15 protein-coding genes are annotated in these 19,071 nt (G+C 43.5%); 7 read left to right on the top strand and 8 right to left on the bottom strand.

Annotated elements, in window-relative coordinates; all coding sequences use genetic code 11:
- Positions 1-46 precede the first annotated feature (46 nt).
- The 5 genes from QWZ07_RS12095 to QWZ07_RS12075 all read left to right on the top strand — a co-directional run bounded on the left by QWZ07_RS12095 (position 47) and on the right by QWZ07_RS12075 (position 5,062).
- Complete coding sequence (locus QWZ07_RS12095) at positions 47-703, top strand: DedA family protein (protein WP_192853053.1); 657 nt, start codon at positions 47-49, stop codon at positions 701-703.
- A gap of 45 nt (positions 704-748) precedes the next feature.
- The gene (locus tag QWZ07_RS12090) at positions 749-2,140 is read left to right on the top strand and encodes a magnesium transporter (protein WP_192853052.1); all 1,392 of its coding nucleotides are present in this window, start codon (positions 749-751) and stop codon (positions 2,138-2,140) included.
- Positions 2,141-2,310: 170 nt separating this feature from the next.
- Positions 2,311-2,988 carry a hypothetical protein gene (locus QWZ07_RS12085; RefSeq protein ID WP_192853051.1) on the top strand — a complete coding sequence of 226 codons (678 nt, stop codon included), beginning with the start codon at positions 2,311-2,313 and terminating at the stop codon, positions 2,986-2,988.
- A gap of 74 nt (positions 2,989-3,062) precedes the next feature.
- Positions 3,063-3,764, top strand: a complete 702-nt coding sequence (locus QWZ07_RS12080; protein ID WP_192853050.1) for a hypothetical protein — start codon at positions 3,063-3,065, stop codon at positions 3,762-3,764.
- A 365-nt stretch (positions 3,765-4,129) separates the two neighbouring features.
- Positions 4,130-5,062: a LysR family transcriptional regulator gene (locus QWZ07_RS12075; protein ID WP_192853049.1), complete on the top strand. Its 933-nt coding sequence runs from the start codon at positions 4,130-4,132 to the stop codon at positions 5,060-5,062.
- 163 nt (positions 5,063-5,225) lie between these two features.
- On the opposite strand, the gene QWZ07_RS12070 is transcribed toward QWZ07_RS12075, so the two are convergent.
- The 4 genes from QWZ07_RS12070 to QWZ07_RS12055 all read right to left on the bottom strand — a co-directional run bounded on the left by QWZ07_RS12070 (position 5,226) and on the right by QWZ07_RS12055 (position 9,174).
- Positions 5,226-7,040: a mechanosensitive ion channel family protein gene (locus QWZ07_RS12070; protein ID WP_261890850.1), complete on the bottom strand. Its 1,815-nt coding sequence runs from the start codon at positions 7,038-7,040 to the stop codon at positions 5,226-5,228.
- Positions 7,041-7,248: 208 nt separating this feature from the next.
- On the bottom strand, positions 7,249-7,962 hold the full coding sequence (locus tag QWZ07_RS12065) for an alpha/beta hydrolase (protein WP_225998437.1): 714 nt from the start codon (positions 7,960-7,962) through the stop codon (positions 7,249-7,251).
- 7 nt (positions 7,963-7,969) lie between these two features.
- On the bottom strand, positions 7,970-8,731 hold the full coding sequence (locus tag QWZ07_RS12060) for an IS5 family transposase (protein ID WP_192854765.1): 762 nt from the start codon (positions 8,729-8,731) through the stop codon (positions 7,970-7,972).
- 68 nt (positions 8,732-8,799) lie between these two features.
- Positions 8,800-9,174 carry a hypothetical protein gene (locus QWZ07_RS12055; protein ID WP_225998612.1) on the bottom strand — a complete coding sequence of 125 codons (375 nt, stop codon included), beginning with the start codon at positions 9,172-9,174 and terminating at the stop codon, positions 8,800-8,802.
- A gap of 729 nt (positions 9,175-9,903) precedes the next feature.
- Here QWZ07_RS12055 and QWZ07_RS12050 point away from each other — a divergent pair.
- Complete coding sequence (locus QWZ07_RS12050) at positions 9,904-10,683, top strand: hypothetical protein (RefSeq protein ID WP_065103720.1); 780 nt, start codon at positions 9,904-9,906, stop codon at positions 10,681-10,683.
- The gene (locus tag QWZ07_RS12045; protein ID WP_017109711.1) at positions 10,604-11,398 is read left to right on the top strand and encodes a hypothetical protein; all 795 of its coding nucleotides are present in this window, start codon (positions 10,604-10,606) and stop codon (positions 11,396-11,398) included. The genes QWZ07_RS12050 and QWZ07_RS12045 overlap by 80 nt, the downstream gene beginning before the upstream one ends.
- 127 nt (positions 11,399-11,525) lie before the next feature.
- On the opposite strand, the gene QWZ07_RS12040 is transcribed toward QWZ07_RS12045, so the two are convergent.
- From QWZ07_RS12040 to QWZ07_RS12025, 4 genes are all read right to left on the bottom strand, one after another.
- Complete coding sequence (locus QWZ07_RS12040; protein WP_017109710.1) at positions 11,526-12,020, bottom strand: outer membrane beta-barrel protein; 495 nt, start codon at positions 12,018-12,020, stop codon at positions 11,526-11,528.
- Positions 12,021-12,162: 142 nt separating this feature from the next.
- Positions 12,163-16,263, bottom strand: coding sequence for an ATP-dependent RNA helicase HrpA (gene hrpA / locus QWZ07_RS12035; protein WP_192854552.1), 4,101 nt, complete (start codon positions 16,261-16,263; stop codon positions 12,163-12,165).
- A 345-nt stretch (positions 16,264-16,608) separates the two neighbouring features.
- Positions 16,609-17,823 (bottom strand): L-lactate MFS transporter, encoded by a 1,215-nt coding sequence (locus QWZ07_RS12030; protein ID WP_192854550.1) that lies wholly within the window; start codon positions 17,821-17,823, stop codon positions 16,609-16,611.
- 22 nt (positions 17,824-17,845) lie between these two features.
- Positions 17,846-18,892, bottom strand: a complete 1,047-nt coding sequence (locus QWZ07_RS12025) for an alcohol dehydrogenase catalytic domain-containing protein (protein WP_192854548.1) — start codon at positions 18,890-18,892, stop codon at positions 17,846-17,848.
- Positions 18,893-19,071 lie beyond the last annotated feature (179 nt).

Raw genomic sequence — 19,071 nt, 5'->3', positions numbered from 1 at the left:
GGCTCCGGCTATCAACAGCCAGAGCCCACGTTCACTTGGAGTTTCCATGCAAGAGATTATTTCCGCGATCTGGTTGCAAGACTTTGATGCCTTACTTGAATTGAATTCACTGCACGTTTTATTGCTTTTACTTGGTGTCGTGCTTTTCCTTGAGTCTAGTTTTGTTTTCTTACCACTGCCCGGTGACGGCCTAGTACTGTTTGTCGGGGGGATGGTCGGTTTGGGCGCGATTGATTTTTCAAGCGCTCTGATGCTTCTAACCAGCGCCTCTTTTTTAGGCAGTATCATTGCGTACCTTCAAGGGCGGTGGCTGCACAATACTCAGTTCATGCGTAAAGCTGAACAAACACTGCCAGATGAATCGTTACCCAAGGCAAAAAAACTATTAAACCGATTCGGATTTTTGTCCTTGTTCGTTTCGCGGTTTGTCCCATTTGTTCGTGTATTGACCCCGATGTTGATGGGCGTTGCACAACTCAGCGCCATAAGAACCCTGATTGTTAGCTTCACGAGCTCGATTACCTGGGTCTTCAGTTTATTACTAGTCGGAAAGTGGGTAATGCGACATCCATTGATCTCTCAATATCAAGAATTGATTACAAAGTGGTTCTTAATGGGCAGCTTAATCCTGATGGTAACCGCATTTATCGCACTTTTTGTTCGGCTTGCGGCCAAGAAGCAACAGCCACAAACATCCGACTGAGAATCGCCTCAATCGTATTCTCACTTACTGTCAAAGGTCTCACATATGACATTAATTACACTGCCTTTTTCATCGGAAGGAGCGGAAAAGCTGTACCTAAAAATATTGGAGTGTCTAACTCGAAGAAAGGCGGGACAGCTAAATAATACGCTTCTAGAGGCTGAGCCTGTTGAACTGCCATCAGTATTGAGGAAACTCTCTGATCAACAACGTATCGTCACTTGGACTCTACTCAGTGAGGTCAACCCAAACCTCGCTGCCAACTTACTTGATCACTTCTCTGATCCCGAGCTTCTATGGTTGCTCAGTCAACTCTCGGAAAACAGCACCATAATGCTATTTCAATATTTGCACTCCGCAGACCGCAGGCTGCTACTCAATGAGCTGCCACACGACCTACAAAAAAGGCTCAAGCAAGCCCTACCTTCAGCATGGAAAGACGAAGAGCGTGCAGCCTTGATCTACCCACAAGATTCTGCCGGAGGGATTTGTAAAAGCGAAGTCCTCAAACTGGCAGAAGACGCTACTATCGACAGTTTGAGCACAATATTAAGCGCAGATGAGCGCAGCTTGGATCGATTAGAATGGCGCTACGTTTACTTACATGACACTGAAGGCAACTATTTAGGTGGGTTGAAGATCCGTGATGTACTGCTGTTACCACGTGGTGTCTTACTAAAAGAATACTTAGATCATACGGTTCCCGTCATCAGCCCTGACGCTGACCTAAATACGGTTAAGAGCACGCTAGACACTACCCTGCACCCGGTCATTCCCATCGTTGATGAACAAGGCTTCCAAATAGGAGTCGTAGGGTTTAAGCATCTCAATGACGCTTTATATCAACGTTCTAAGCAGCAAATGCTAAAACAATCAGGCGTATTTGGGGGCGATGAGTCTCGTACCATGCCGGTACTTAAACGAAACCTACGTCGACTCGCCTTTCTATTACCTTCGGTCGCCTTAAGTTACGCTGCGATTTCGATCATTGCCATCTACGAACCAATCATAGAACAAATTGCTGTATTAGCCGCAGTGTTGCCGCTTGTCGCCAACCTCTCTGGCGCGGCAGGGAACCAATCTGTTGCAGTGTCGATACGAGAATTATCCATGGGACAGATCTTAGCCAAAGATCTGTTGTATGTGATCGCTAAAGAAATTCCAATCGGGGCGATCAATGGGTTACTAATTGGTACGGTTTTGGCTCTGCTTACGCTGTTCACGCTCGGCGGGGAGCACTCCGGGTTGCCATTGGTTATCGCCATCGCTTACACACTTTCTTCCACTCTTGCCGTCGTGATTGGCGGGACATTACCCTTACTATTAAAGCGGCTCAAGTTCGATCCAGCCATGCTCTCAAGTCCAATGCTGACAACCTTAACCGACGCTATTTCATTCTTCAGTGTTCTGTATTTAGCACACGCTTTCTTGCTGTGATTTCACGATCTCTGCCACACAACCCAATTTTTAGCCTCAGACATTTTTGTTTGGGGCTTTTTTATATCTATACGTTTAGCAAGCAAATATGAATCGCTGTAATTCATAGTCTATTTCTCGGTCTGTAAATAAAATAGAGGCATAAACAAACACAACTTGGATTTATATTTATGAAACTAACTCAAACATCTCTATTAATTGCATCACTTATTTCATCTCCTTTAGTACTTGCAAATACCAATGTTGATTTTTCTGATTCTAAACAACATTATTCTGGGTTTACTATCGGTTATGGAAGCAACGATTTTGATATTGGCCTTCAATATGCCAAGTCACTAAATAGCGACTGGAGTTTGCTCAGTTCATATAGCAGTGACGACAATTTTGATAACCACGAATTGGGATTTGATTTTCAAAGAAGCGATGGCTTAGGGCTTGCTTTTGAGTATGAACATGATACCAACTTCCAATCAGATAATTTACGTGCTAATGACTATAGCTTCAGTCTCTACAAGGACAATACGGTTAACGAACAGTTTTCTGTTGTACCTCAAATAACGCTTGGCAACCTTAAGCATCAACAGATGAGTAGCAGTGTTTACTACACCAGCGCATCACTTGATATGACTTACAACTTGAACCCTAGCATGTGGGTAGGATTCACGCCGGAATATACTTACAGCTTAGGTAAAGTAAAAGAAAAGAATGGCAATCAGTCGACGCTTAGAGATTGGGATTACACGGCAGAACTTGGTTATCAATTAAATAGCACAAGCGCGTTCGTATATAGTTACCAATATGATGATAGCAATAACCTCTCATTATTCTCTTTCAAACATTCATTCTAAATTATTAGAGCTGCCGAAAAAAGGCAGCTCACTTTTTAACACCTAGTTTAAACAATTTAAATAAGTTGGCTAATTTGAAAACTAAACTATTATTGCTGAGCTGTTTGCTCAGCGCCTATTCAATCGCTGATGAAAACACAATCGACTTTGAATCCGCCGTCGAAGAATTTACCGAAGCGACCATAGAAACAGCACCCGTTGATTTCACCGACCCAACGGCAGCTTATAGTTCCCTTCAGTTAGGCTATAACAGCGAAGGCTTTGATACCGGATTTGGTTATGCTAGAACAATCACTGACAACTGGGCAGCATTGCTTTTTGCTCAGTCCCTGAACAATTTTGACACATACAGAGTAAGAGCCGCGGCACTGAGCACCAATTTCGGCAGTGGCGTGATGGGCGATTATTTATATGATGACCGCAGCGATACACATACTTTCGTGTTGAACGCGATGCAAGTTCTGCCACTGCATGAAAGGCTCATTATCGCTCCGGTTATTGGCGTCGGCGCCATCTCTAGTGACAACCTTGATAAGAAAGTGCCTATCGCCATGGCGCAGCTATACAGTGTGGTGACCATTACAGAGCAAGCCTCCATCATGATTGCACCAATCTATACGACATCATTAAGCGACCAAACGCTTAAAATCCATGCGTTAGAATGGGAAAGTAGCTTCTCTTATCGAGTATCAGATAATCAAAATATTTCAATTAACTACGGTATCTATGACAACTCAGACAACAAGCTTGGTCTTAACTACACTTACGCGCTTTAACTATACCTAGGCGCTTCAACTATACTTAGACGCTTTAACCGGAATTAAGCGTTCTACCTATACGGTTTAAATATGCCTCTACGGCTTCAATATATTTTTCCACTTTCAATATATTCACACTCGAACTTAAGCCTTTATCTAACATCAAGCCTAATCGTCTTTAGCAACACGGATGTTGCCAGGTCTGCTCTGCTTATCCTTGCAGCATAGAACTCATTGGGTTAAAAGCTAATCTCTGCTCACAACGCATTCCTGCGAATCGTACCAAACATTCTTTAACATATATCATTCCTAAGCTATTGAACAAAAGCCAATTTCCCTTATTCTTAAATGATGCTTTAGAACTTCATTACGAAAGGTAACCCATGAAAGAACTTCAAGACTTAGACCTAAATCTGCTCAAGTTACTTAAAGCGGTTGTCGAAACTCGTAATACCCATGCAGCAGCAGACAAGTTGGGTATATCGCAAACCAGCGTCAGCAGAGGAATGGCGAAGTTAAGGGAAACCTTTGGCGATCAACTTTTTCTTCGCAAAGCACACGGCGTTGAGCCTTCAGAACTGGCAGAGAAACTCGCCGAAGCGGCCGATGAAATGTATTCCCCTTTGATAAAGGTGGTTGAGTCCTACCATAACTTTGACCCAAAAGCGTTTACTGGTGAAGTCACCATCGCTTTGAACATATTTCTAATTGAACAATATGGAGAAGGGATTTTTAAGGTTCTACATGAAGCTCTTCCACAAGCAAACTTTAAATTAGTTTACTGGCAAGACAAAAGCTTGGCAGAAGTACTAAATGGACAAGTCGATTACTTATTGCAACTTTCAGGTATTCCACTGCCTCAAGATATCTACCAGCATAAGCTCACCGAAGTAAAGTTGAGCCTCATTGCACGCAAAGATCATCCAGTGCTGACTAAGAGCAGCGAATGGGAAGATATTCATCACCTACCAATCACAAGAATCTTGATTGATGGTATCAACACCAAACGAGCGCCAATCGAAGATCTTTATATATCAAAAGGCTACACCGCGAATGTTGTGTTAGCGACACATAGCCTAACAGTATTGCGAAGTAAGCTTAAAAATTCAGACGCTTTCTCTTTTGGCAGCAGCTATATGACAGAAGATGATCCTGAACTAAGCTGCTACCCATTACCCAACTTACCAAAAGAAATGCGTCAAATTGGTGTTGAGGGCGGCTATCTTCAGTCGAAGAGAGGCTTTCCACTTCATCAACTGCTTCATCAAACCATGCAGAGTTACTTTGATAGCGTTGTTCAACCTGACGTCCGATAGCAAGCTGAGTTACTAGCCTTAGTGCTTAGATCTCAGTAAAAACTATCAACTAAGGCTCCTCGTCCCTAAAGCGATTTATAGTCGCTTTAGGGACATTGTGTTCATAGAGGCGCAATAGTTTGGAATACAGCGTAAGTTAGCATGCATACTGGCTAAAGCCGCTTTAAACAGAATGCGGTCGCACAGCAGAGGTTACCGCCGGATACATGATGGTATTTTTGATTTCGTACTTATATTCAAAACTGAAATCAGGGAATGGGAAAGCCTGCTCTTCATGCCACTGCGCAACAACCTGTTCGGCATTTCGTTTCTGTTCCTCATTGTCATTGGCATTAACATCCACAAGTTGATATTGAGTAGAGTGAGCTATCTTCGCACCAATGCTCTCGACTTGGGTCAACACAGAAAACAGAATGTCCTCTTGGACAGCCATGAACTCTTCATGATCACGGCAACTGATGTAAGCCATCAGACTAATATTGATGGAGTATTCCCCGACGCCCATGAGTCTCACTCGAACCGGATCCTCTTCGATGATTGGGTGTTGTAGCAACAACCGACGCAGGTTAACGATCAGTACGCGCAATTGCTCAAGGGTGGTTTCAGAACGCAATCTCAACACATGTTCCATACGTCGTTTATCACGCCGTTCCAAATTATCAATTTCCATATTGGCAAATTCTGAGTTAGGGATGGTAATTAAAGAGCGCTCTAGCGTCCTGACTCGAGTCGAACGTAAACCAATACTTTCAATGGTTCCGAGTTTATCTCCATAGCGGCAAAACTCACCGATCTTTACTCCCCCGTCAGCATAGAGCGTTAGTCCGTTTATTACGTTCTCTAATATAGGGCGAATGGCCAGTGCAACCGCTAAACCACCCACACCCAAACCAGCCAATATGGGGGAGATTGAAAAGCCCATAAATTCGATGACGTAAATACCAAGAATCGCGATCGTTAACCCGCCAAAAATACGTGCTAATACAGTAATCAATGAGGAATCTACGTGCTTTCCGTTGTGCTTTTTGAATACATAAATATCAGCGAAATAATTGAAGATGGCCATAATAAGCCATGAGACAAAGAAGAACTGAGCGAGTAGAAATAAGGTGGTGAACAGCTGATAAACACCACCAGTAATCCATATCCCATCGTCAATCACCCATCTTGCTATAAACAGTAAATTCACCACACCTACTAGGGACAACAGTCGACCTGCCCGCCATTTCAAGCCTTTTCCTTCCCAACGATTATTCCAACGCTCACCAAGCAAAAAGCTGATTTTTATCATCACCTTACATAGTGACAAAACACCAACAAGAGCAAGCCATTGCCATAAAGGAAGCGGCCCATAGAGTTGATTAAAAGATGAAGGTAAAGAAAGAACAAATTGCTTAGAGAACATAGGTCCGGGACTAATCAGAAATTCCTGATAATAGTCTGGACGTACTTCGGTATAGTAAGGAAGGGCTGACATCGTTCTATACCACCGAGACAGGCTTTGAACGGTGTTAGAACTAAATAAGAACTGATCGGTTCGATCGCCTAAAGTTTGGCGAGACAATACGATCTCAGTGTTGCCTAAACGCCAGTGATCAATCTCCTCTCCCCTTATTTTCTCGATATTTGGGACCAGCTGATGAGTACCTTGATCAATTCGATCTAACAACTCACGAAGAAGAATTATTTTCTCCATCACAACAACAGTTCGACTACGATTCGGAACCATAGACAGGTCCATCGTTCTGATTACTTGTGAATAAGCATGCTGCGCCTCTTTAAGATGCAGTGTTTCATTTTGCCAATGCTCGATAACCACACTCGAATCCCTGATGAAGCTCGAAAGAGTATGTTTAGGGCTAGATGTGTCAGCGAGCTCTAAAGCAATACTGGGCATGGCTAGCGCATTGGGTATGGCTAGATAGAAGGGTATAGCGAAAAAAACGGCTACTAACATCGTATAAAAACGTCTTATCACAACGAGCTCCCATCATTACTTTGATTCAATACATACATAGGGGTTAGCGAGTAAGAATGATCCACGACAGATTGATGTAGAGCGTAATGATAATTAGCTTGCAGTAACGTAGATATAGATTTAAAAAATGAAGTAAATAACGTTGCCATTATATCCTCCAAATAGGCATTCACATCCATGTGATTTAATGTCAGCTTGCTGAAACAAACTAATTGATATGCTTATTAAAAAACTGGCCTAACTCATTAATAGCGTCTTCAGATTCTGGCATGTCGAACAAGATACCATTCAAATAATCTCCATGAGATTGGCCATCATATATGTGAAGGTCAGTTTCCACGTCTGCACTGCGTAATAATCGATGCATACGAACCGTATCACTTAGCAAGAGATCTCGAGTACCTGAAATGAATATCGTTGGTGGGAATTCATCAATGTCAGCGTATATTGGTGAGATAAGAGGGTTATCAAGAGCCTCTCCATCAGCGTATACATCGAAAGCGCCCTCAATAAGTCCTTCTCGCTGACCTAGAGGGTCTAAACCTTGCAACGTTAACCATGAATCCGATGTCTCTTTAAGATCGACGGCTGGTGTCCCGACAAACAATGCGCCAGGTGCGGGAAGGTCGAGTTCCTGAAGTTTAAGTGTCGTTGCCAACGTTAAGTTACCGCCTGCAGATGTGCCAAAAATCGCTGTCGATTCCGGTGACTGTGTTTTTATTAGCTCTTTCCATACTGCAACAGCATCATCAATTGCCGCTGGAAATGGGTGCAATGGCGGTTGGCGATAATCAATAGAGATCACCTGAGCACCAAGCCCGTTGGCAACCCAAATAGCTTCTCTTAGCGCTGATTCCCCCCCACCGAAAACAAACGCGCCACCATGGATATGTACTAGGGCGTGTTGATCTTTGCTGTACATTTCGCGTTCAACAATACATCGGTAACCACATTAACATGAATGCCAGCGATAACATGCTGGCATAATTCCTTTCTAGCTTGTCATATCTAATTGAAATAGCTCGATAATGCTTAATTCTCCCAAAGGCATTTTCGACCAAGTGACGATACTTGTATAGACACCAATCCATACTGTCTTTGTCTATATCTTGTCCGTAATTGCGTTTAGCAATTACTGTTTCTCCGCCACGTTCCTTAACAAAAATGCGGAAAGGTTCGCTGTCATATCCTTTATCACAAACGATGGTATTCACTTCATCGAGTTGCTCAACTAAGCTTTCGGCATGCACTATATCGTGGCGTTGTCCTTCTGATAAATCAAAGCAAATCGGCAGGCCACCACTATCCACGGCTAAGTGAATTTTGGTTGAGTTGCCCCCGCGACTTTTTCCTATTTGCTCTGAGCTTTCAGTCGCTGCACCTGTACTATGCTGATGCGCTCGAACTATAGAGCCATCAAGAAAGACCCATTCAAAATCTGCCATGCTAGATAAGCTTTTGAAAAGTTTATCTAAAACCCCTTTCTTTGACCAAAGATTAAATCGTCTGTAAACGGTACTCCACTCTCCGAACTCAGAGGGCAGATCCCGCCAAGGAATGCCTGTTCTCATTCGATAAAGTATTCCTTCAAATGTCATTCGATGTTCAGTTTTATCGTAAATACGACCCGTACTTTTCATAACTTGGAGTAGCAGTTCCCAGCGAATATCAGTTAGCATTGTTCTTGGCATGGTATTGGTTATGGTTTTACTTTTGGCGAAGCAAATTATAACTCTTTACCATGCTGTTCAAAAAACACTCACGAAAGATCAACACGCCCTAGCCACTTATCTTTATATTCAGGAGCGATATTTTTCGGCGTAACAAAGAACGTATCGACTCCGGCAAACTGCTTAGCTTCATAAGTAACGTCCAAACGCTCTAGGCCTTGTTGAGCCATTTTTATACCCGGTGCATCAAACTGGGCTTGTAACGCCAACCACTCTGCTGTGTTGTTCGGAACAGGAAGTGCCGGCGGAGTCACTCTGTTCTCAAATAACTGAGCAAACTCTGTCGATATTCCTGCTGGGGTTGGAACGGTTCGTTCTTGCAGTTCCATTCCAGAAAACGCCGCTGTGCTCGATAAGCTAAGTAGTAATGCAGGGATAACAGTACGTAGTGATTTGGTTTTCATAGTAACTCCGGTAATGAATCTAAAAGCCGTGATTGGCGAACTGAGGCTATTATTCACGACCTAATCCATTGACAATATGAATTAGAGAAATTCAATTTTGGTTGTAAATAAGCAGCAATAATGAATTTCTCTAATTCCTACTCCATATTCACAACACTATTCATAATCATCCTATTCGCAGAGAGGATTGATAATGAAATATTTACCTGTAAGCATGATATTTATAAGTTACTTAGCCTTCTTTTTCTTGTTAGTTATCAGGCTTAACAATTAATTTAATCGCATAAAAATAACGGGAAATGCCTGTAACTTAGAAAGGGGCATTTTCGATTCAGAAGTCGATAAGAACGCAGTCTATTTCTGTGAACGACTTAGGAGAACGTCGGGCACAATCGAGAATATCAACGGGGCGACGTTGCCCTGCTCAGTATTGGGAAAGGATTGGCCTTGTTGGCTGGTTTTCAGTTCAGTTAAGGCTTGGTAATGGTTTGTTGTTGAGCAAACTGGATGTGCTGTTTTAACAACACCCCCTAAACGTACTCATTTGAACATAGCTATCATGCGAGCGTGCTACGAAAAATTTGTTGGCTTATGCTAAGTTTCTGGGTCTGACCTCTCCTTATGGTTAATATTTGTCTCACTAATGTCGTTTTCTGTTAAGTTGCTATAAATTCAGCAAGCGGTGACTTACAATAGAGTCAACGACCTACCTTTTTTGAGAACACGATATTGAGCGCCAAATATTCTTATTTAGCTTGGCAAGTGAATACTTCTAGCCCGGCAGAAAAGCTGGTTTTATTGATGCTTGCAGACGGTGCTGACGAGTTCGGTTACACCAACGTGTGCCTGCAATCAGCAAGTCAGCTTTGTGCTCTCTCTACATTCGGTTTAGCCGACTGCCTTAAGTGTTTAGTCGACCAAGGTTTTCTCGATAAGGTAAAAGTGGATTATCGAGATAAGAAAGAGATCCACGTTTTCAAAATGCTCATTGAGCAAGAGCAAGCTGCGGTTCACGTTGAGGCTCAACCGACCAATAGTATTCCGGTCTACTCTACGGCACCTGCACCTGCACCTGCACCTGCACCCAAGTTTCAGCCAGCTCCTGCACCAATGCAAAACATGCAGCATGCCCCTCGCCCGCAAAGCCGAGGCTCAATGACCAGCAATACCGTTTCAACTCATGATTTGGATGAAGAGAACATTCCAACATGGGCGGAACGTGCGTTTAAATTCTCCGGCCTTGCTGGTGACCATAGCTTAATATGGAAAAAATTTGTCCTCTGGTATAAAGCCAAAGCCAATGAACTAATGCCAATATCACGCATCGAATCTAAGTTGCAGTACTGGTTAGTTAACGAGAAGCAAAATGAAAGACAACAACAGCAGAAGACCTCTCAATATTCAGGAAATGCAGGACAAGCTCAAGGAAATGGGTATCGACAAAAGCTTAGCCCATCTGAACGCTTCAGGCAGCAGCTCATTCAAAAAGGCAAAAAGCCAACCTTCTGAGCCAGCTTCACCTGTTGTGCCTGACGCTACCGTTCTGCCTAAAGGTTCCGTAGTACCTGACGTTATTGAAGCGCAAAGTACCGAAGTAAATGTAGCGGCTCAACAAGCTGCCGGCTCTGGTGCGTCTCAGCAAGTACCCGTTGTTGATCAAGATCCAGCAGAATTAGAGCTGACCGATTGGTGTATCCATGTGTTCGGTTCTTTCTTGAGCGTGTACGAAACTCAGTGGGAATACCAATACGGTAGTGAACCAAGCGGTAAGTTTCTTGAGTTTGCCCACTCTGTTGACTCAGACGGCCTTAACCGCGTGCTAATGCACTGTCATGAACGTATTCAACTTGGCAACAGTTGGCCGCCGCAAATGGGCGAGCTTTGGATCCTAAAAGATTCTTTAACTGAAGAAGAGCTGCTTGATAGCCGCATTCGTGTGTTGTCGCGCACTGCTGTGAACAAGATTGAGAAGTGGTTAATCCAGAACAAACTGTACGACTTGAAGCGTACGGCTGAAAACAAGCTTGATGGCCTGTTTAAGAAATACTACTTGGAAGCGAAGCGTTTAGATGAGAAAGGCATGCTGGAAACAGAATTGCCGCAGTTCCTTCTTGCTGCTAACTCAGTGAAGAACCTAAACGACTTGAAACGTGAAGAGTATGAAAGCCAACACGGTAAAGCGATTAACCCAAGAATCCAGAAAATTCTAAACAGCAAAAAATAGCGCTGCTCGCTTAACTTATACCGCTTAAGTCAACGACATTACTATTCTACAGATACAAAAATGCCAGCTATCAAGCTGGCATTTTTTATGAATTCTAACGAACTCTTTAGCGACTAAGACCGACTAATTACAGTAGGTGGATAGTTGCGTTTAGAGAGAAAACGCCTGCGTCGTCATCTTTCATTTTGAAGTTTTGGTAGCTAGCGCCTACAGATAGTGGACCGAAGATGAAATATTCAGCGCCTACAGCGTACATGATATCAACGTCGTCTTGCTTGAAGTTATCGCCTTTCACTTCGTAAGAGTGAAGACCACCCTTCGCGTATACGTGAAGAGGACCGAAGTCGATGCTTGGTTTGATCGCTAGGTAAGCAGTGCTTACGTCAACACCTTGTTTAGCACGGTTACCGTAGCTAACGTTGTCGAAAGAACCTAGATCCCAGTAACCCGCTTCAACACCGATCAGTGGAAGGATACCTGTACCTACGTGGATGCCCACCGCATTTTCATCTTCACTAGCGAATGAGCTTTGACCGCCCATAACGCCGCCGTACAACCAAGAATCAGCCATTGCTGTTGAAGATGCACCTAGCAGTGCTAGTGCCAATAACGTTTTTTTCATATTCGACCTTTTCGTCCTAGTGGCAGGCCTTGCGTGGTAATAAATTGCCACCAAGTCGCCCTTTTTGTAGTAACTATTTAATTAGTAATGCAATAAGCAAGATTTATACCCAAACCTTGCCATTGCGTCTAGCTTTATTCCTTTAGCAAGCATCAATAGCGTTTTTAACACGCTTATCTGAAACTGGGTAAGGCGTACCGAGCTGCTGTGCGAAGAAGCTTACACGAAGCTCTTCTATCATCCAACGCACCTCTTTTACATTTTCTGGAACCGCGATCCCTTTTGGAATCTTATTAAGCAGCTCTTTGTAATCGTTCATTACTGACTCAACTTTGATCATATGAAGACGATCTTTGTTCGGGTCAATCGGCAGTTTTTCCATACGACGCTCAATGGCTTTCATATAGCGTAGAATATCCGGCAGACGTTTCCACCCGCATTCTGTGGCAAACCCCTTAAAAATCAAACCTTCTACCTGAGCTTTTATGTCAGAAAGTGCGAATGCCATAGAAAGATCGACACGCCCCTTCAGTTTCTTACTGATGCTGAATGCCGTGGTTAAGATGGTTTCAACCTGTTGAGCAATCTCAACGACACTGTCACCAAGCTCAGCACGTACGTGTTCTTTCAGTGCTTCAAACTGCTCTGGCTCCCAAACTAAACCGCCCTTCTCTTCAATCAGTTTATCAATACCACAAGCGATACAGTCATCGATAAGATCGAGTACCTGTCCGTATGGGTTGAAATACAAACCAAGCTTCGATTTGTTCGGCAAATTCGAGTGCAAGTATTTGATCGGCGATGGCACGTTCAACAAAATTAAACGACGCTGACCCGATTTCATTGCTGAGATCTGCTCTTGCTCGGTTTCGAACAATTTGATCTCTACGCTGTCTTTAGAATCCACCAGCGCTGGGAAGGCTTTAACATCGTAGCCGCCACGCTTCTGTTGGTAGACTTTTGGTAACTCACCAAAGCTCCACGTATGCAGATTCTGCTGTTCAATATCATCGTCTGCCACTTTAGAAAGCGTTTCTTGAACCTTGTCTTTCAGGCTTTCTTTCAGCTCATGTAAGTCTTTCTGCTCTTTCAGCTTACGCTTACGATGATCTACGGCGCGGAATGTTACCTTTAAGTGCTCTGGGATCTGGTCTAACTTCCAGTCATCACGTACCACTTCCACACCTGTCATGCGGCGCAACTCTTTCTCAAGAGAATCCAACAATGGTGCTTCAAGTGGTGTCACACGAGCCAAGAACGCATCTGCGTAGTTTGGCGCAGGCACAAAGTTACGGCGTAGCGTTTTTGGTAGTGACTTAATTAAGCTAATCACCAGTTCTTGACGTAGGCCTGGGATCTGCCAATCAAAACCGTTTTGGTCAATTTGGTTCAAGATAGGCAGCGGAATGTGCACCGTTACGCCATCGTTGTCATCGCCCGGCTCAAATTGGTAACTCAGCTTCAGCTTGATACCGTTTTGGTGCCAGAAGTTCGGATAATCCAAATCAGTAACGTGGCTAGCATCACCTCGGAACAGCATCGACTTTTCGAAGTTCAGCAGTTCAGGTGTTTTCTGACTAGTTTTCTTCCACCATGTATCGAAGTGACGTCCTGAAACGGCCTCTTCGCCAACACGTTGGTCATAGAAGTCGAACAGCTCATCATCGTCAATCAAGATGTCACGACGACGCGATTTATGTTCTAGCTCTTCCACTTCTTGCAGTAGTTTACGGTTCTGCTTGAAGAAAGCGTGTTTGGTTTCCCACTCACCTTCGACCAATGCGCTGCGTACAAACAACTCACGGCTGACGGTGGCATCAATCGCGCCGTAGTTCACTAAACGTTTCGGGATGATTGGGATTCCGTAAAGCATCACTTTCTCGTGTGCCATTACTGCCGCTTGCTTCTTCGACCAATGAGGTTCGCTGTAGCTGCGCTTAATCAGGTGTTTCGCTAGTGGTTCAATCCATTCAGGCTGAATCTTCGCGATAACACGACCCCAAAGTTTTGAGGTTTCTACCAGCTCAGCAGACATGATCCACTTAGGCTGTTTCTTAAATAGGCCAGACGCAGGGAAGATATGGAAGCGCGCATTACGAGCACCTTGATATTCATTCTTCTCTTGGTCTTTCATACCGATGTGCGAAAGCAAACCTGATAGCAATGACATATGAATGCCATCGTAGCTGCCCGGTTCTGTATTCAACTTAGTGTCCAATTCACGCATTGCTTGGTGAATTTGGAAGTACACATCTTGCCATTCACGGATACGTAAATAGTTCAGGTAATCTTGCTTACACTGTTTGCGGAACTGGTTACTCGACAGCTCTTTTTGTTGCTGCTTAACGTAATCCCAAAGGTTCACAAAGGTAATGAAATCAGATTCTTTATCGAAGAAGCGCTTGTGCTTATCGTCAGACGATTGTTGCTTGTCTGATGGACGCTCACGCGGGTCTTGAATCGACAGCGCAGACGCGATAACCATTACTTCATGCAAACAGCGGTTGCTTGGCGCTTCAATCACCATACGCGCTAAACGTGGATCAATCGGCAGCTTAGCGAGCTTACGACCAATTGCCGTTAGCTTCTTCTTATCGTCGCCTTGATTCTTGTTTTTGTTTGCTGCGGTTTCAGCTGTTGCGATCGCACCAAGCTCTTCAAGCAGTCTTACACCATCTTGAATGTTGCGCTTATCTGGCGCTTCAACAAATGGGAATGCTTGAATATCGCCTAGGCCTAGCGCTGTCATCTGAAGGATAACGGATGCTAGGTTAGTACGAAGGATCTCAGGATCAGTAAACTCTGGGCGTGATTCGAAATCTTCCTCAGAGTACAGACGAATACAGATACCTTCCGCAACACGACCACAACGACCTTTACGCTGGTTCGCACTCGCTTGAGATACTGGCTCAATCGGTAGGCGTTGTACTTTAGTACGGTAGCTGTAACGGCTAATACGCGCCGTACCCGGGTCGATGACATACTTGATGCCCGGAACCGTTAACGAGGTTTCTGCCACGTTGGTTGCCAGAACGATGCGTCGACCAGTATGAGACTGGAAGATTCGGTTCTGTTCACCCGCAGAAAGACGCGCGTAAAGTGGTACGATTTCGGTATCGCGTAAATTACGCTTACTTAGAGAATCGGCCGTGTCACGAATTTCACGCTCACCGTTCATGAAGATCAAAATATCGCCTTGCCCTTCATCACAAAGCTCATCTACCGCTTCAAATATGCCTTCGATTTGGTCACGATCTGAATCACTTTCATCGCCACCTAATGGGCGGTAACGCGTATCTACAGGGTACGTTCGACCTGATACTTCAATGATAGGTGCATTATTAAAGTGCTTCGAGAAACGCTCTGGATCGATGGTCGCCGATGTAATGATAACTTTAAGATCAGGACGCTTTGGCAGAAGCTCTCTTAAGTAACCCATGATGAAGTCAATGTTCAGACTGCGTTCGTGGGCTTCATCGATGATGATGGTGTCGTATTGACTTAAGAAACGGTCGTGCTGGATTTCCGCCAGTAGAATACCGTCGGTCATCAATTTAATTTGCGTGTTATCAGATATTTGGTCGTTAAAACGAACCTTATAACCAACAAAATCACCCAGCTGTGTTTCCATCTCTTCCGCGATGCGGTTTGCAACCGAACGAGCCGCAAGACGACGAGGCTGAGTGTGACCAATTAAGCCAAAGCGGCCACGGCCAAGCTCAGAACAAATCTTTGGTAACTGAGTGGTTTTACCCGAGCCCGTTTCACCCGCAACGATCACCACTTGGTTTTCAGAAATGGCTTTCGCAATGTCATCGCGCTTTTGGCTAACTGGGAGAATCTCTGGGTATTCGATGGTTGGTTTGTGCGAGGCACGCTGATTTGCCGTCATCATTGACTTGGCAATGTCTAACGCTATCTCATCGAAGACAACGTTTTTAGATTGTTCGTTTTTAATTCTACTCGCACCAGCAATTCGCTTACTCAGACGGAAGCGATCGCGCATCATACATTCGTTGAGCGCTTTACGAAGAGAGGCTGGGCTATTTTGAGATGCTTTTGTATTGGCTGCTGCTGAATGATCGGCAGATTTAGCTTTTGATTGATTAGCTTTTGGCTGTTTAGCTTTTAATTGCTTAGCAGGTCGGTTCGATGCAGGCTTATTCGATTTCGCTTCGTTCTGTGGAGAACTTGGCTGTGCTGCATTCTTGTTGTTGTCTGCTTTTTCCGGAGACGAAGTCAAAGCGTGTCCTATTCTTGTACTTATTAAACTCGCGCGATTGTACCATAAAGGACGGTAACGAGTTAACACAAAGCAAGGGTAATTAGCTGCCTAAACGTCCACGAAATCAAGGAGAACAAGGCATTAAATGGTCATTTTTTGTACTTGGAAACTCGGGGACTTATAGGTGTACCATCAAAAACATCATGGAAGAATGTTGGCTTAGATTGCCTAAGCCAACATTGATAAGAGCATGGTAAAAACAAGTTACTAATGGATATAAATATTTAAAAAGCAACAACTAAAATATATGACCTGACTCACCACATATAAAAACTGTTATATTCCCGTTAAAAGTGGAATAAGTTAACACTCCAAATTTATCGCATTCTTATTTAATATTATGGATTTATCTATCGGCTTCATTAGATAATTCATTACAGTTATCGAAAATAACAGAGCAGCATAAGCCAAATAAGTATTTTCAGGCGACCCAGAAACTGAAGCGAGTATACCTCCGAAGAAACCTGATACACCCCACGCAGAATAGAGTATTCCAAAGTTAGTTCCATACGATTTTAAACCATAATCGACCGCGGTAACTGGAGGGAATACCCCAAACAAAGCGCCATAAGACATCGCACCAATAGAAATCCCTATCATTAAAGGAATAGTGGTTTCAATCGTTGTGAATAACACCATATTGACAGCCTGTAACATGAATATTAGCCCTAACGTATGAACGCGTCCTATCTTATCAAAAACCAATCCCCCAATAACTCGCCCAGCGGTATTAAAGATCGCTAATAAAATGATACCTAACGCAATTTCCTCGGATGTTAATCCTATGGATTTACTGACGTTACCAATTGAACCAATGAGCATGATGCCAGCTGCAGATGACACCATGAACATTAGCCATATTTGGTAAAATTGGGGGGTTTTCAGCATATCTAACCATTGAATATTTACATCCACTCCAGATTCTACCGCTTGCCCGCCCGTTTCTTCAGCTACGTATCCTTTGGGTGGATTAACAAGAAATGATGCCATTGGGATCATAAAAAGTAGGCCCACACCAAGGATTTTAAAAGTATCTAAGATGCCATAATGGTCTATCAGGACTGTTGATAGTGGTGCTAAATACAGAGCTGCCATCGCAAAGCCACCAGCAGTTAAACCGCTAACGAGTCCCTTTCTATTTTCTGGCCACCACTTCATTGTGCATGGGCCAATGCAGGCGTAGGCAAAGCCCATTCCAGCTCCCACCATACACCCGAACGTAACCTGTAATTCCGCCAATGTTGAGGCATAACCAGAAGCTAAGAGCCCTGTTCCGACAAGAAATACACCAAGTATTGTTACTTTTCTTGGCCCTATTTTATCTTGCCAGACTCCAGCTAAAAACAAGCTTACCGAGAATGCAAAAACAGAAGTCTGGTATGGCCCATCGACATCTTTAGGGTCAACACCTAGCGCTTCAGCTAAAGGTTCACTGAATACGCCCCATACATATAGGATACCGATGGATAGGTTTACGATTAAACCTATCACTAGTATTTTAAATGGTTTATTAATCAATTTAACCTCAACAATCAGCGGTTTATGAACAGTCGTTAGAAATAATAACTTTTAACGATTTATGGTCAGAAGCATGCGTAAATGTAGAATAGGCTTGTTCTGACTCTGATAACTTAAACTGATGGCTAATCAACTGCTTAGGTTCCAAGTGACCTGCCCTAATCTGCTTAATTAACATTGGAATAGTATTGGTATGAACCATGCCAGCCGTCATAGTGAAATTTCGCTTCCACATGTCTTCAAGGTTTATCGTGGCCGACTTGCCATGAACGCCAAGGACAGCAATGTTACCACCTGGGCACACAAGTTTTTGGGACATATCCCAGCCAGCTGGAATACCAATAGCTTCAATCACAACATCGACGCCTACATCATCGGTCATGTCTAGAATTTGCTGCACTGCGCTACCGTCAGAGTTATCAATCGCGTGGGTTGCACCTAATTCTTTGGCAACTTCCAATCTATGAGGGTTAGTATCGATCGCATAGATCTCGCTTGGTGAGAAGAACTTGGAGGTCATTAATGCTGCTAGACCAACAGGGCCACAACCAATCACTGCAACAGAACAGCCCGGTTGAACTTGTCCATCAAGCACACCCACTTCATAGCCAGTAGGGAAGATATCACTCAGTAGAACCAGAGAATCGGCATCGATATCGTCAGGCACGAGATGCATGCTTGTGTCACCGTAAGGAACTCGGACATATTCAGCTTGGCAACCGTTAATCTCATTACCTAGTAACCAACCGCCGTCTAAGCATTGCCCAAACTTAGAAACTTGGCACATTTTGCAGCTGCCGCAAGTGGTAATACATGACACGATTACACGATCACCAGGCTTAAATTTACTCACAAGTTCGCCACACTCTTCCACGATGCCAACGCCTTCATGACCCATAATAGTGCCCGGCTTAAATGTCGCGACATTATTTCTTAATATATGTAAATCCGTACCACAAATAGTGGTTTTTTCAATTTTAACGATGACATCGCTTTGCTTAATAATGTTAGGTACCGGGCGCTCTTCTAATTTCGCTTTCTCTTTACCATCAAATACATATGCTTTCATTGTTTCCCTTAATTCACGTTATTGTTATATAAACACAGCAATATAATATAGGTGCAATTTATAAATTATCGTGATCGACTCATCGATTAACAATCGAATAACAAACAAGAAACATAATTAGAGACCAATCAATAATTAACATAATTAGAATAGTCAAAACAATTAAAATTAATGAAAGA

The organism is Vibrio lentus (assembly GCF_030409755.1).
Lineage (GTDB): Bacteria > Pseudomonadota > Gammaproteobacteria > Enterobacterales > Vibrionaceae > Vibrio > Vibrio lentus.
This window is presented reverse-complemented; position numbering and strand designations above follow the sequence as displayed.